Source organism: Clavibacter rahimiani, from assembly GCF_052654495.1.
This window is the reverse complement of record NZ_CP199790.1, coordinates 2,427,570-2,442,679: the sequence shown is the minus strand read 5'-3', so window position 1 is coordinate 2,442,679 and position 15,110 is coordinate 2,427,570. Positions and strand designations below refer to the sequence as shown.

Annotated in this window: 11 protein-coding genes; 7 read left to right on the top strand and 4 right to left on the bottom strand. The window is 70.9% G+C overall.

The window, feature by feature from the left end; translation table 11 throughout:
- The first annotated feature begins 2 nt into the window (after positions 1-2).
- Genes gcvT through gcvP form a run of 3 tightly spaced genes read left to right on the top strand, consistent with a single transcriptional unit; the run spans position 3 to position 4,551 of the window.
- Positions 3-1,211 carry a glycine cleavage system aminomethyltransferase GcvT gene (gcvT, locus tag ACT7CP_RS11495; protein WP_445442323.1) on the top strand — a complete coding sequence of 403 codons (1,209 nt, stop codon included), beginning with the start codon at positions 3-5 and terminating at the stop codon, positions 1,209-1,211.
- Complete coding sequence (gene gcvH / locus ACT7CP_RS11490; RefSeq protein WP_445442322.1) at positions 1,208-1,579, top strand: glycine cleavage system protein GcvH; 372 nt, start codon at positions 1,208-1,210, stop codon at positions 1,577-1,579. The genes gcvT and gcvH overlap by 4 nt, the downstream gene beginning before the upstream one ends.
- A complete protein-coding gene (gene gcvP / locus ACT7CP_RS11485; protein WP_445442321.1) occupies positions 1,576-4,551 on the top strand; it encodes an aminomethyl-transferring glycine dehydrogenase in 2,976 nt (991 codons plus the stop codon). The genes gcvH and gcvP overlap by 4 nt, the downstream gene beginning before the upstream one ends.
- Positions 4,552-4,652: 101 nt before the next feature.
- Here the strand turns inward: gcvP and ACT7CP_RS11480 are convergent, their stop codons facing one another.
- The 3 genes from ACT7CP_RS11480 to ACT7CP_RS11470 all read right to left on the bottom strand — a co-directional run bounded on the left by ACT7CP_RS11480 (position 4,653) and on the right by ACT7CP_RS11470 (position 7,602).
- Entirely contained in the window at positions 4,653-6,275 is a 1,623-nt protein-coding gene (locus ACT7CP_RS11480) for a solute symporter family protein (RefSeq protein ID WP_445442320.1), read from the bottom strand.
- Positions 6,272-6,679 (bottom strand): DUF485 domain-containing protein, encoded by a 408-nt coding sequence (locus ACT7CP_RS11475; protein WP_413963565.1) that lies wholly within the window; start codon positions 6,677-6,679, stop codon positions 6,272-6,274. The genes ACT7CP_RS11480 and ACT7CP_RS11475 overlap by 4 nt, the downstream gene beginning before the upstream one ends.
- A 107-nt stretch (positions 6,680-6,786) precedes the next feature.
- Positions 6,787-7,602, bottom strand: a complete 816-nt coding sequence (locus tag ACT7CP_RS11470) for a CPBP family intramembrane glutamic endopeptidase (RefSeq protein ID WP_445442319.1) — start codon at positions 7,600-7,602, stop codon at positions 6,787-6,789.
- Between the two features lie 289 nt (positions 7,603-7,891).
- On the opposite strand from ACT7CP_RS11470, the gene ACT7CP_RS11465 reads away from it, so the two are divergent.
- From ACT7CP_RS11465 to ACT7CP_RS11455, 3 genes are all read left to right on the top strand, one after another.
- Positions 7,892-9,736, top strand: a complete 1,845-nt coding sequence (locus ACT7CP_RS11465; protein WP_445442318.1) for an ABC transporter family substrate-binding protein — start codon at positions 7,892-7,894, stop codon at positions 9,734-9,736.
- A 179-nt stretch (positions 9,737-9,915) separates the two neighbouring features.
- A complete protein-coding gene (locus tag ACT7CP_RS11460; RefSeq protein ID WP_445442317.1) occupies positions 9,916-11,442 on the top strand; it encodes an ABC transporter permease in 1,527 nt (508 codons plus the stop codon).
- A gap of 3 nt (positions 11,443-11,445) precedes the next feature.
- A complete protein-coding gene (locus ACT7CP_RS11455; protein WP_445442316.1) occupies positions 11,446-12,639 on the top strand; it encodes an ABC transporter permease in 1,194 nt (397 codons plus the stop codon).
- Between the two features lie 41 nt (positions 12,640-12,680).
- On the opposite strand, the gene ACT7CP_RS11450 is transcribed toward ACT7CP_RS11455, so the two are convergent.
- On the bottom strand, positions 12,681-13,286 hold the full coding sequence (locus tag ACT7CP_RS11450) for a PH domain-containing protein (protein ID WP_445442315.1): 606 nt from the start codon (positions 13,284-13,286) through the stop codon (positions 12,681-12,683).
- Between the two features lie 71 nt (positions 13,287-13,357).
- Between ACT7CP_RS11450 and ACT7CP_RS11445 the strand changes: the two genes are divergently transcribed.
- Positions 13,358-15,049 carry an ABC transporter ATP-binding protein gene (locus tag ACT7CP_RS11445; protein WP_413963559.1) on the top strand — a complete coding sequence of 564 codons (1,692 nt, stop codon included), beginning with the start codon at positions 13,358-13,360 and terminating at the stop codon, positions 15,047-15,049.
- Positions 15,050-15,110: the final 61 nt, after the last annotated feature.

The window sequence follows — 15,110 nt, the reverse complement described above, 5'->3', positions numbered from 1 at the left end:
CCATGACCGACGCACCCGCCCACGCCGCAGCCGAGGCGCCGCCCCGGCGATCTCCGCTGCACGCCGTGCACGAGGCCGCCGGCGCCTCCTTCACCGACTTCGCCGGCTGGCTCATGCCCGTCCGCTACACGAGCGACCTCGCCGAGCACCGCGCCGTCCGCGAGGCCGCCGGCATCTTCGACATCTCGCACATGGCCGAGATCGCCGTGGAGGGCGAGGGCGCGGGCGCGTTCCTCGACTCCGTCCTCGCCGGCAGGCTCTCCGCCATCGCCGAGTGGCAGGCGAAGTACACGCTGCTGCTGGATCCCTCGGGCGGCATCGTCGACGACCTCATCGTCTACCGCACCGGCGAGGAGTCCTTCCTCGTCGTCGCCAACGCCGGCAACCACGACCCCGTCCTCGCCGTCCTCGCCGAGGCCGCCGCCGGCCTCGACGACGTGGAGGTCGACGACGCGAGCGACGACGTGGCGCTGATCGCCGTCCAGGGCCCGGTGTCCCGCGCGATCCTCGAGGCCACCGTCGGCCTCGACACCGAGACGCCGCTCGAGGCGCTCCGCTACTACCGCGCGACGCCGGCGCGCTTCGCCGGGCAGGACGTGCTCGTCGCCCGCACCGGCTACACGGGCGAGGACGGCTACGAGCTGTACGTCGCCACCGAGGACGCCGTCGCCCTGTGGGAGGCGCTCGTCCAGGCCGGCACGCCGCTCGGTCTCCTGCCCACCGGCCTCGCCTGCCGCGACACGCTCCGCCTCGAGGCGGGGATGCCGCTCTACGGCCACGAGCTCGGCCTCCACACGCTCCCCGTGCAGGCCGGCCTCGGCAAGGCGGTCGCGCTCGCCAAGGAGGGCGACTTCCGCGGGCGCGCCGCCGTGGAGAAGGGCCCGGATCCCGTCGCCCGCGTGCTCGTCGGCCTCGTCACCGAGGGCCGCCGCGCGCCCCGCGCCGACTACCCCGTCTACGCCGAGGAGGCCGCGGGCGACTCCGCCGCGGCGCTCGAGGCCGTGATGGAGGCGACCGAGGGCGCCGTGCCGCCCGTCGGCATCGTCACGAGCGGCGCCCTGTCGCCCACGCTCGGCCACCCCGTCGCCATGGCGTACGTGGATCCCGCGCTCGCCGCCCCCGGCACGCGCCTCGCCGTCGACGTCCGCGGCACGCGCGTGCCCGCCACCGTCGTGACCCTCCCGTTCTACTCGCGAAAGGCCTCCGCATGACCGACCAGACCAGCCTCCAGTACACCGCCGAGCACGAGTGGGTGCAGGTCGACGGCGACGTCGCGACCGTCGGCATCACGGCCTACGCGGCCGACAAGCTGGGCGACGTCGTCTTCGTCGAGCTGCCCGCCGTGGGCGACGAGCTCGCAGGCGGCGAGGTCGTCGGCGAGATCGAGTCGACCAAGTCGGTCGGCGAGCTCTTCGCGCCCATCGACGGCACCGTCACCGAGGTCAACGACGACGTCGTCGCCTCGCCCGACCTCGTGAACAGCGACCCGTTCGGGGCCGGCTGGCTCGTGAAGGTGCGCTTCGAGGCCCTGCCCACGCTGCTGAGCCACGACGAGTACCTCGCGCTGGTGGGCGAGTGACCGCCGTCGACGCCGGCACGCGCCCGGCCGCTCCCGCCCCCGTCTCCGCGCCCGACATCGCGGAGGAGTCCTCCGCGTTCGCGCCCGGCGCGTTCGGCGCCCGCCACATCGGCATCGACTCCGAGGCCCGCGCCACCATGCTCGGCGTGCTCGGCCACGACTCCATCCCGTCGCTCCTCGCGGCCGCCGTGCCCGAGACGATCCAGGTCGACCGCTTCCGCACCGACGGCGACTCCGTGCTGCCCGAGGCCGCCACCGAGCGCGACGCCCTCGCGGAGCTCCGCCGCATCGCGAGCCGCAACCGCGTGCGCACGTCGATGATCGGCCTCGGCTACCACGACACGATCACGCCGGCCGTGATCACCCGCAACGTGCTCGAGAACCCGAGCTGGTACACCGCGTACACGCCCTACCAGCCGGAGATCTCGCAGGGCCGCCTCGAGGCCCTCATCAACTTCCAGACGATGGTCGCCGAGCTCTCGGGCCTCGCAACGGCGAACGCGTCCATGCTCGACGAGGCCACGGCCGTCGTCGAGGGCATGCTGCTCGCGCGCCGCGCCTCCAAGGCCAAGACGCCCGTCTTCCTCATCGACCAGGACGCCCTGCCGCAGACGCGCGCGCTCCTCGACAGCCGCGCCGCCGCGCTCGGCATCGAGCTGGTCGCGCACGACCTCGCCACGGTGGATCCCGCGGAGCTGCCCGACGCGTTCGGCGCCTTCATCCAGTACCCCGGCGCCTCCGGCCGCATCTGGGACCCGAGCGCGGTCATCGCACGCGTGCACGCGGCGGGCGGCCTCGCGGTCGTCGCGGCCGACCTGCTCGCGCTCACGGTCATCACCTCGCCCGGCGAGCTCGGCGCGGACATCGCCGTCGGCACGTCGCAGCGCTTCGGCGTGCCGATGGGCTTCGGCGGCCCGCACGCCGGCTACCTCGCCGTGCGCGCCGGCCTCGAGCGGCAGATGCCCGGCCGCCTCGTCGGCGTCAGCCAGGACGCGGCCGGCCACCCCGCCTACCGCCTCTCGCTGCAGACGCGCGAGCAGCACATCCGCCGCGAGAAGGCCACGAGCAACATCTGCACCGCGCAGGTCCTGCTGGCCGTCATGGCCTCGATGTACGCCGTCTACCACGGGCCCAAGGGCCTCCGCGTGATCGCGCGCCAGGCCAACCGGGGCGCCCGCCGCCTCGTCCGGTCGCTCGCGTCCGTCGGCGTCGAGCCGGTCCACGCCGCGTTCTTCGACACCGTGCGCGTCGCCGTGCCCGGTCGCGCCGACGCGGTCCTCGCGGCCGCCGCCGAGGGCGGCGTCAACCTGCTCCGGGTGGACGCCGACACGATCGGCTTCAGCGTCGACGAGGCCACCCGCGTCGAGGACCTCCAGGTCGTCGCGCGCGCGTTCGGCGCCGAGCTCGCCGACGACGAGGGCGCGTCCGGCGACCTGTCCTCGATCCCCGAGGCGTCGATCCGCACGAGCGAGTACCTCACGCACGCCGTCTTCTCCACGCACCGCTCCGAGACCGGCATGATGCGCTACCTCAAGCGCCTGTCCGACAAGGACTACGCGCTCGACCGCGGCATGATCCCGCTCGGTTCCTGCACCATGAAGCTCAACGCGGCCACCGAGATGGAGGCCGTGACCTGGCCCGAGTTCCAGGCCATCCACCCCTTCGCGCCGGCCGACGACGTCGAGGGCTACCTCGAGCTCGTCCTCCAGCTGGAGACCTGGCTCGCGGACGTCACCGGGTACGACACCGTGAGCCTCCAGCCGAACGCCGGCAGCCAGGGCGAGCTCGCGGGCCTCCTCGCGATCCGCGGCTACCACCTCGCGAACGGCGACACCCAGCGCACGGTCTGCCTCATCCCGCAGAGCGCGCACGGCACGAACGCGGCCAGCGCCGTGCTCGCCGGGATGCGCGTCGTGGTCGTCGCATGCGACGAGCTCGGCAACGTCGACGTCGCGGACCTGCGGGCCAAGATCGCCGAGAACCGCGACGCGCTCGCGGCCCTCATGATCACGTACCCCTCCACCCACGGCGTCTACGAGCACGAGGTCGGCGTGATCTGCGAGACCGTGCACGAGGCCGGCGGCCAGGTCTACGTCGACGGCGCGAACCTCAACGCGCTCCTCGGCTTCGCCCGGTTCGGCGACTTCGGCGGCGACGTCTCGCACCTCAACCTGCACAAGACCTTCTGCATCCCGCACGGCGGCGGCGGACCCGGCGTCGGGCCGGTCGCGGCGAAGGCGCACCTCGCGCCGTTCCTGCCCGGCCACCCGCAGGCGCAGCGCAACGTCCACGCGCTCGTGCAGGGCGGCGTCGTCTCCACCATCGAGCACGGCGGCGCCCCGGTGTCGGCCGCGCCGTACGGATCCCCGAGCATCCTCCCCATCAGCTGGGCCTACGTCCGGATGATGGGCGCCGAGGGCCTGAAGCAGGCCACCGGCGCCGCGGTGCTCTCGGCGAACTACATCGCCGCGCGCCTCCGCGACCACTACCCCGTGCTCTACGCGGGCGAGGACGGCCTCGTCGCGCACGAGTGCATCCTCGACCTCCGCCCGCTCACGGCCGCGACCGGCGTGACGGTGGACGACGTGGCCAAGCGCCTCGTCGACTACGGGTTCCACGCGCCGACGATGAGCTTCCCGGTGCCCGGCACGCTCATGGTCGAGCCTACGGAGAGCGAGGACCTCGCCGAGGTCGAGCGCTTCATCGCCGCGATGATCGGCATCAAGCAGGAGGCCGACTCGGTCGCCGCGGGCGAGTGGCCGGCGGACGACAACCCGCTGCGGAACGCGCCGCACACCGCCGAGTCGGTCATCGCGGGGGAGTGGACGCACGCGTACACGCGCGAGCGCGCCGTCTACCCGGTGGCGACCCTCGTGCGCGACAAGTACTGGCCGCCGGTGCGCCGGATCGACCAGGCCTACGGCGACCGCAACCTGTTCTGCGCCTGCCCGCCGCCGGAGGCGTTCGCCTGATCCGCGCCTGACGCGCGACGCACGACGCACGCACCGACGAGGGCGGCGGGACCCACGGGTCCCGACGCCCTCTGCGCGTCTCCGAGAGGAGCCGCCCGCGCCTAGTGCTCGGTCGCCTTCTCCGCGCCGTGCCCGGTGAGCGACCGCACGTCCATCTCGGCCGCGACGAGCGGATCCTCCTTGCGCGAAGACGTCACCGTCCCGATCCAGCCGAGCAGGAACCCGACGGGGATCGACACGATCCCGGGGTTGCTCAGCGGGAACCAGGAGAAGTCGGCCCCGGGGATCATCGACGTCTCCGCGCCCGACACCACGGGCGAGAACGCGATCAGCACGAGCGCGGTCCCGAGGCCGCCGTACATGCTGAGCACCGCGCCCCGCGTGGAGAACCGCCGCCAGTAGAGGGAGTACAGGATCGTCGGCAGGTTCGCGCTCGCCGCGACCGCGAACGCGAGCGCCACGAGGAACGCCACGTTCTGTCCGTTCGCGCCGATGCCCGCGAGGATCGACACGATCCCGATCACGACCACCGTGATCCGCGCGACCCGCACCTCGCCGTTGGCGGAGACCTGCCCCTTCTTGATGACGCTGCCGTACACGTCGTGCGCGAAGGACGCCGCCGCCGTGATGGTGAGCCCCGCCACCACCGCGAGGATCGTCGCGAACGCGACCGCCGCGATGATCCCGAGCAGGATCGGCCCGCCGAGCTCGAGCGCCAGCAGCGGCGCCGCGGAGTTCACGCCGCCGGGGGCCGCGAGGATCCGCTCGCTCCCGAGCAGCGCGCCCGCGCCGTAGCCGAGCACGAGGGTGAAGAGGTAGAAGATCCCGATGAGCCAGATGGCCCAGACGACGCTGCGCCTCGCCTCCTTCGCCGTCGGCACCGTGTAGAAGCGCATGAGCACGTGGGGGAGTCCCGCGGTGCCGAGCACCAGCGCGAGCGCGAGCGACAGGAAGTCGAGCTTCGTGATCCCCGTGGCCCCGTACTGGTTGCCGGGCTCGAGCACGGGCTTGTCGGCCGCCGCGGCTGCGGCGCCCAGGAGCTCCGAGACGTTGAACCCGTGGATCGCGAGCACCCACACGGTCATCACGGCGGCGCCGGCGATGAGCAGGCAGGCCTTGATGATCTGCACCCAGGTCGTGCCCTTCATCCCGCCGACGAGCACGTAGACGATCATGAGCGCGCCGACCACCGCGATCACGAGCGACTGCCCGAGCCGGTCGTCGATCCCGAGCAGCAGCGAGACGAGCCCGCCAGCGCCCGCCATCTGCGCGAGGAGGTAGAAGAAGCAGACCGCGAGGGTCGTGGTCGCCGCCGCCAGCCGCACGGGCCGCTGCTTCAGCCGGAAGCTCAGCACGTCGGCCATCGTGAACTTGCCGGTGTTGCGCATGAGCTCGGCCACGAGCAGGAGCGCCACGAGCCAGGCCACCAGGAATCCGATGGAGTAGAGGAAGCCGTCGTACCCGTTGATGGCGATGGCGCCCACGATCCCGAGGAATGACGCCGCCGAGAGGTAGTCGCCCGCGATCGCGGTGCCGTTCTGCGGACCTGTGAAGGAGCGGCCGGCCGCGTAGTAGTCGGCCGCGGTCGAGTTGTTCCGGCTCGCGCGGAAGACGATCACGAGGGTGATCACGACGAACGCCCCGAAGATCGAGATGTTGAGGACGGGATCCCCGGTGTCGGTCGTGGGCGTCGTCGCCCGGACCGCCGAGGTCGCGGCGCTCACCGCCGGCCGCCCTTCCGGCGCTTCGGCGGCGTGGACCCGCGCGGACCCCGCACCGCGACGCGCTCCCGCTCCTCCAGGTCGGCGCGGATCTCCGCGGCGATCGGGTCGAAGCGCGCGTTCGCCCGGCTCACGTACCAGGTGGTGATCGCGAAGGTCGTGACGAACTGCCCGAGCCCGAGCAGGATCCCGAGGTTCACGTTGCCGAGGACGGGGGTGGACATGAACTCGTGCGCGTAGTCGGACAGCAGCACGAACGCGAAGTACCAGACGAGGAACGCCACGGCGAGCGGGAAGACGAAGCTGCGGTGCGCGCGCTTCAGCTCCCGGAACCGGGCCGAGTCCTCGACCTCCAGGTAGTCGACGGCCGGCCGGGGGTCCCCGGTCGGATGAGCGGCGTCGCCCATGGGTTCTCCTCGAGATGAGGCCGCACCTCGTCGTGCGGCGTTCCCAGGTTAGGCACAGGTGCGCCGGATGCGCCAGGGTCACGCCCCCGGCAGCGCACGAACACCTGTCAGGCGAACACCCCGGGCAGCAGCGCGAGCGCGACCGGGTAGCCCACGAAGCTCACGACGTCGAGGATCAGGTGGGCCACCACGAGCGGCGCCGTCCGGCCGAACCGCACGTAGCACCAGCCGAACACGACGCCCATCGCGACGTTCCCGACGAAGGGTCCGTAGCCCTGGTAGAGGTGGTAGCTCCCGCGGAGCACCGCGGCCGCGAGGATCACGCTCCACATGCCGAGGCGGCCGCGCCCCCAGCCGAGCTGGCCGAGCCGGGTGAAGAGGTAGCCGACGACGATCACCTCCTCCTGCAGCGCCGCGCGCAGGGCGACGAGCACGAGCACCGGCACGGTCCACCAGTACGAGTCGAGCGCGGTGGGCACCACGTCCACCGTGATCCCGAGCGCCCGGCCGGCGAAGTAGAGCCCGAGCCCCGGCACCCCGATGAGCGCGGCCAGCCCGAACCCGGCGGCGACGTCGCGTCCCGGGCGCGCGAGGTCGAGCCCGATGCGCCGGAACGCGCTGCGTCCCGGCTGCCACAGGAGGAAGAGCACGAGCGCCACCGGCACGAGGGCCGTGGCGACGTCGAGCAGCTGGTACAGGAGGTCGAACACCTGCCGGTCGTTCAGGCTCCGGTTGATGGTGGCGCTCTGCGATCCGAGCGACTCCGACCGCGTCGACAGGTCGACGATGCGGAGGACCGAGTACACGGCGCTGGCCCCGAGCGACAGCCCGAGGACGATCGCGATCTCGATCCGGAGCCTGGTCCGCATGGAGCGCCGCAGCGGCGGACGCGCGTCGCGGGGGAGGGCGGGAGCGACGGGCACGGGCCGATCCTAGGCGCGCGGCAGGCACGCACCGTCCGTCGGCCGGACGTGGTCCGAGAGGCCCCTGACGACGCGATCCGTCGCCGCGAGCGGCGGGAACACGCGATCCCGCCCGTCAGGACGCACGGATCCGGACTCCCACGCGCGGATCCGCGCGTCCGCGTTACCGGTGTGTAACGTTTGGGCCCAGTTTTTGCAAAGACTCTCAGGCGTACCTAGGGTCATTCATATCTGCGCGGCCGACCGCACGCACGGTGGGTCCGCGCCATTCCCATGCACAGGAGGAACATTGAAAATCAGACGCCTCGCAGCGGCTGGTGCCGTCATCGTCTCCGGTGCCCTCGTCCTCAGCGGCTGCTCTGCGCCCGCTCAGGAGTCCGAGGTCATCGACGGCTCTGAGATCACCGTGGCCTGGAACGACCCGTTCCTCGAGTACAACAACCTCTCGGCGACCGGCAACGCGACCGCCAACACGAACATCGTCTACCTGACGAACCGGTCGTTCAACTACTACGACGACGGCCCGACCCTGGTCAAGGACGAGGACTTCGGGAGCTACGAGAAGGTCTCCGACGACCCGCTCGTCGTGAAGTTCACCGTCAAGGACGGCGTCAAGTGGAGCGACGGCACGCCCGTCGACGCCGCGGACATGCTGCTCAACTGGGCGGCCAACACCACGAACGTCAACACCGTCGGCGGTGACGAGGTCCAGACCGACGAGGAGACGGGCGCCGTCACGACCGGCGACGACCAGGTCTTCTTCAACTCGGGCGCCGTGGCGGACACCCGCCTCGGCCTCGTCACCGAGACCCCCGAGATCGGCGACGACGGCCGCAGCCTGACGTACACGTACGACAAGCCGTACGTCGACTGGGAGGTCGCGACCGGCAACGGCGTCGGCGTCTCCGCGCACGGCACCACGCAGCTCGCGTTCCCCGACGAGGACCTCTCGGCCGAGGACGCCAAGGACAAGCTCATCAAGGGCATCCAGGACAAGGACGCCAGCGTCCTCGCCCCGGTCTCCAAGATCTGGAACGACGGCTACCGCTACTCGGACATGCCGGCCGAGGCGCAGAAGACGCTGGCCACCGGCCAGTACGTCATCTCGGACCTCAAGGCCGACCAGTACGTGACGCTCACCGCGAACCCCGAGTACACCGGCACCAAGAAGCCGAAGTACCAGAAGATCACGGTGCGATTCATCGCGGACCCGCAGGCGCAGATCCAGGCGCTCGAGAACGGCGAGGTCTCGATCGCGTCCGGCCAGCCGACGGCTGACCTCCTCAAGCAGGTCCAGGGCCTCAGCGGCGTCGAGTACAAGGGCCAGGCCGAGGGCACGTACGAGCACGTCGACCTCCAGGTCACCAACGGCGGCCCGTTCGACCCCGCGACCTACGGCGGCGACGCCGCCAAGGCGCAGGCAGTCCGCGAGGCGTTCTTCAAGACGCTGCCGCGCGAGGAGATCCTCGAGAAGCTGATCAAGCCCCTCCAGGAGGACGCGGAGCTCCGCAACTCGAACGTCTTCGTGCCCGGCACGGAGAACTACGAGGCCTCCGTCGAGGAGAACGGCTACGCCGAGCAGGCGGTCGACATCGAGGGCGCCAAGGCGGACCTCGCCGAAGCCGGCGTGACGGGCACGATCGACGCCCGCGTCCTGTACGGCCAGGGCAACACCCGTCGCCAGCAGGAGTTCGAGCTCATGCGCCAGTCCGCCGCCCAGGCCGGCTTCAACCTCATCGACGTGAACAGCGCGACGTGGGGCGCCGACCTCTCCAGCAAGACCGACTCGTACGACATCGCCCTCTTCGGATGGCAGTCCACGAGCCTCGCGGTCGGCGAGTCCGGCCCGAACTACCAGACCGGTGGCATCAACAACTACTACGGCTGGTCCAACCCGGAGATCGACGACCTGTTCATGCAGCTCGACACCGAGATCGACCCGGACAAGCAGCGCGATCTGCTCATCCAGGCCGAGACCCTCATCCAGCAGCAGGGCTGGACGACGCCGATCTTCCAGTTCCCCGGCCTCACGGCCTGGAGCGACACGGTGTCGGGCGTCAAGCCGGCCTTCCTCTCGCCCACGTTCTTCTGGAACTTCTGGGAGTGGGCACCGGCGGACTCCTCTGCCGAGTAGCACGGATGCAGTGAACGCCCGCCCCCGAACGGGGTGAGCGTGAGGGTGCCGAGGCCACCTGGCCTCGGCACCCTCTCCATGTCCGTTGCCGATTCGTGATCCTCGGATCCGGCCGCGTATGCTCTCGTCGGGTCGGGTCACGAGCCCTGGCCGAACACAGAAAGGGACGTCGTCGCCCTGTGCTTACCTTCGTCTTGAGACGCCTCGTCGCGTCGTTCTTCGTCCTCCTGGGCGCCAGCTTCATCATCTACAACCTGGCCGCCAACTCGGGTGATCCGCTCGCCGATCTGCGGGAGTCGCCGTCGCCGAACAGGGATGCGCTCATCGCCGCGCGCACCGAGGCCCTGAACCTCGACGTCCCGCCGCCGCTGCGCTACTTCTACTGGCTCGCCGGCGTCCTGAAGGTGTTCATCGGGCAGATCGACCTCGGTCGCGCGATCGACGGCCGCGAGGTCAACGGCATGATCGCGACGGCGGCCGCCCAGACCATCCAGCTCGTGACCATCGCCACCATCATCGCCGTCATCATCGGCGTCGCCGTCGGCATGACGACGGCCCTCCGCCAGTACAGCGGGTACGACTACACCATCACGTTCTCGTCGTTCCTCTTCTTCTCCCTCCCCGTCTTCTTCGTGGCCGTGCTCCTCAAGCAGTACGTCGCCATCGGCTTCAACGACTTCCTCACGGACCCCTCGATACCGCCGCTCGTCATCGTGGTGCTGTCCCTCCTCTCCGGCTTCGTCTGGATGAGCGTCATCGGCGGCGACCCCAAGCCGCGCCTCGTCGTCTTCGGCTCCGCCACGGTCATCACCGCCGTCGTGCTCACGTACCTCACGGTCACCGAGTGGTTCGCCCGGCCCGGCCTCGGCATCCTGCTCATCGCCGCGCTCGGCGCCCTGGTGGCCGTCCTCATCACCTCGCTGTCCACCGGCCTCCGCAACCGGCGCGCGTTCTACTCGGCGCTCGGCATGGCCGCGCTCGGGGCCGCGCTCTGGTTCCCGCTCCAGTACGTGCTCACGGTCTCCGCGCCCTGGTGGATCACGCTGGTCCTCATCGCCGCGTTCGTGATCATCGGCATCGTGGTCGGCTACGTCGTCGGCCAGAACGACAAGCCGATCGTCGCCCGCGGCGCCGCCATCACCGGCGGGCTCGTCGCGCTGCTGATCATCGTCGACCGCGTCATGCAGGTGTGGCCGGACTACGTGCAGAACACGCGCGGACGCCCCATCGCCACCGTCGGTGCCGTGACCCCCGGCCTCAACGGCTCGGTCTGGCAGGGCATGCTCGACAGCTACACGCACCTCCTCCTGCCGACCATCGCGCTGCTCCTCATCTCGGTCGCCAGCTACTCGCGCTACTCGCGGGCGAGCCTCCTCGAGGTGATGAACCAGGACTACGTGCGCACCGCACGCGCGAAGGGCCTCACGGAGCGCACCGTGATCATGCGCCATGCGTTCCGCAACGCCATGATCCCCGTCGCGACCGTCATCGCCTTCGACGTGGGCGCCCTCATCGGCGGCGCGGTGATCACGGAGACGATCTTCGCCTGGAAGGGGATGGGCTCGATCTTCCAGGAGGCCCTGACGAGGACCGACCTCAACCCCTTGATGGGCTTCATCCTGATCACCAGCATCCTGACCGTGATCTTCAACATGCTGGCCGACATCCTCTACTCGGTCCTCGATCCTCGAATCCGGGTGAGCTGACACATGACGAACGCATTGATGGGGAACCCCAACGACCCCCACAACGACCCGAGCCTGCCTGAGGGCGGCGCCAACTCCGAGCTGACCATCGAGCAGCGCGAGATCGAGGGCCTCAGCCAGGGCACCGTCGTACGACGTCGATTCCTCCGGCACAAGGGCGCCATGACGGCGCTCGTCGTGCTGGCGCTGATGGCGATCCTGGTGTACTCGTCCGTCGGCATCCAGTTCTTCGGGTTCCGCATCCCGGGCTGGTGGATGTGGAACTACGAGGACGTCTCGCCCATCGTGCAGGGCGGCGATCCCACCTGGGTCCTGCCGTTCCAGTTCGGCGTCCACCCTTTCGGCCAGGACGAGATCGGCCGCGACATCTTCGCCCGCGTCATGCGCGGCACGCAGCAGTCCATCGTCGTGATGGTGCTGTACGGCATCATCGCGGCATTCATCGGCATCGTCGTCGGCGCCATCGCCGGCTTCTTCCGCGGCCGCATCGACTCGCTCCTGATGCGCTTCACCGACCTGATCATCGTCATCCCGGTCATCGTGATCGCGGCCGTCCTCGGACGCACCTTCGGCGGGCTGGGCGCGGTGGTGCTCGGCATCGTCCTCGGGCTCATCGGCTGGCCGAGCCTCGCGCGCCTCGTGCGCGGCGAGTTCCTCAGCCTCCGCGAGCGGGAGTTCGTGGACGCGGCGCGCGTCGCCGGCGCCTCGAACAGCCGCATCGTGTTCCGGCACATCCTGCCGAACGCCATCGGCGTCGTCATCGTGTCGACCACGCTGCTCATGAGCGCGGCGATCCTGCTCGAGGCGGCGCTCTCGTTCCTCGGCTTCGGCATCGTGAAGCCCGACGTCTCGCTCGGCCAGATCATCAACGAGTACCAGGGGGCCTTCGCCACCCGGCCGTGGCTGTTCTGGTTCCCGGGCCTGTTCATCATCATCATCGCGCTGTGCATCAACTTCATCGGGGACGGCCTGCGCGACGCGTTCGACCCCCGCCAGCGCCGCATGCCGGGCGGACAGGGCCCCTACCGCCAGATGTTCGCGATGCTCACGGGCCGCGGCGGACGGGACTCCGGTCCCCAGGCCGGATCCGGCGCGGAGGGCGTGCGCGTGCCGCCGCCCGTCGGGTCCGCCCGACCGGGCGCCCAGGCCGACGGTCCCGCCGAGGGCCAGGCGCCCGACGGCGCGGACGGCCGATGACGGTCATCGCCGTCGGTCGTCGGCCCCTCGGGGCCCGGCTCTCAGAGCAGGCCGCTCAGCACCGTCGCGACGACGAGCACCGCGAGCACGGCGATCTCCGCCCAGTGCGTGCGCACGCGTCGCGCCTCCTCCTCGACCGGGCCGCCCAGGTGGCCCGCCTCGGCGAGGTCGGCGAGGCGCAGGCGGATCACCGTGGCGGCGTCACCGGAGTCGGTGCGCGGCAGATCGCCGCGGCGCGCGTCCTGCATCATCGCGCTGAGGTGCGGCTGGTTCCGCTCCTCGTTCGTGGTGATGTACGCGTTCGAGTGCCGGCCGGGCGCCGGAGCGGCCCAGGCCGTGACGCGCTCGTGGGCGGTCGTGATGTTCAGCGCCCACTTGGTGTCGACGCGACGGATCGCGGGCCACGAGATGTCGTGCGTGCGGAAGACGTTGCGGATCTCGACGCCCTCGGTGGCGATGCGCACCCGAGGAGCCCAGAAGACGAGCCACGCGGCGTAGGCCAGCAGGAGCGGTCCCCACGCCTGCGTCGGCAGGAGGTCGGCGCGACCGCCGACCACGGTGCTCACGAGCACCAGCGCCGCGATCGCCGAGACGATCACGGTCAGCAGACGTCCGAACGACGGGCGGATGACGACGGGCTGATCCATGGCCTCATCGTCCCACGGCCCGCCCGGACGCCCCTCGTACCCCTTGTCCCCAGCAGCCAGGAGGCCGCAGCATGAGCGCTCACGTGAACGGGGCGGACGCCATCGTCCCCATCCTCGAGGTCTCCGGCCTCGGCGTCGACTTCTGGGTCGGCGACGAGTGGATCCCCGCGGCCATCGACATCGACTACAAGGTGAACCCGGGCGAGGTGCTCGCGATCGTCGGCGAGTCCGGCTCGGGCAAGAGCGTCAGCTCCATGTCGCTGCTGGGCCTGCTGCCCAAGAACGGCCGGGTCCGGGGGAGCGCCAAGCTCAAGGGCGTCGAGATGGTCGGCGCCGACCAGGCGACCCTCCGGAAGGCCCGCGGCAACGACATCGCCGTGATCTTCCAGGAGCCCATGACGGCGCTCAACCCCGTGTACACGGTGGGCTTCCAGATCGTGGAGGCCCTGCGGGTCCACCAGTCGATCATCCCGTCGGCCGCCAAGGTGCGCGCGCTCGAGCTGCTGAAGCTCGTGGAGATGCCGGACCCGGAGAAGGCGTTCGACTCCTACCCGCACCAGCTGTCGGGCGGCCAGCGCCAGCGCGCCATGATCGCCCAGTCGCTGTCGTGCGACCCGGACATGCTGATCGCCGACGAGCCCACCACGGCGCTCGACGTGACGATCCAGGCCGAGATCCTCGACCTGCTGCGGAAGCTGCACCAGCGCCTCAACAGCGCGATCGTCATCATCACGCACGACATGGGCGTGGTCGCCGACCTCGCGACCAACGTCATCGTGATGAAGAGCGGCCGGATCGTCGAGCGCGGCTCGGTGCGCGAGATCTTCCAGGCGCCGAAGGACCCGTACACGAAGCAGCTGCTCGCGTCGGTGCCGCACCTCGGCACGGGCGAGGCGTCGCAGGTCGAGATCGCGGCCCGCACCACGGAGCCCGCGATCTCGCTCAAGGACGTCGACATCGACTACCCGAAGCTCGGCCGCGTGCCGGCGTTCCGGGCCGTGTCGGGTGCCTCCTTCGACATCCACCCCGGCGAGGTCGTCGGCGTCGTGGGCGAGTCGGGGTCCGGCAAGACGACCATCGCGCGCGCGGCGGTCGGGCTCCTGCCCGTCGCGGGCGGGGAGATGACGGTCGCGGGGCGCCGCATGACCGGCATCTCGCAGAAGGACCTGCGTGCCGTGCGCCGGGAGATCGGCATCGTGTTCCAGGACCCGGGATCCTCGCTCAACCCGCGCTGGCCCATCGGCCAGAGCATCGGCGAGCCGCTCGAGCTCTCGGGCCAGTTCTCGAAGAAGCAGCAGAGCGACCGGGTCGAGGAGCTGCTCGAGCAGGTGGAGCTCCCGCGGAGCTTCCGCAACCGCTACCCGAACGAGCTGTCGGGCGGCCAGCGCCAGCGCGTCGGCATCGCCCGGGCGCTCGCGCTCCGGCCCAAGGTGCTCGTGGCCGACGAGCCGACGTCGGCGCTCGACGTGTCGGTGCAGGCGCGCGTGCTCGCGCTGCTGCAGGAGATCCAGAAGGAGCTCCAGTTCGCGTGCCTGTTCGTGAGCCACGACCTCGCGGTGGTCGACCTCCTCGCCGACCGCATCGTCGTGATGAACCACGGGAAGATCGTGGAGCAGGGGCCGACCGAGTCCATCCTCCGGAACCCGCAGCACCCGTACACGCAGAAGCTCATCGCCGCGGTGCCGCTGCCGGATCCCGACCAGCAGCAGGAGCGCCGCCGGCTCCGCGAGGCGCTGCGCGACCAGCAGCCGCCCGCGGCCTGATCGGCCCGCACGACCCGGCCCGCTGTCCGTCGCACCCCCTCGCGGGGGCGCGCGGGCGGCG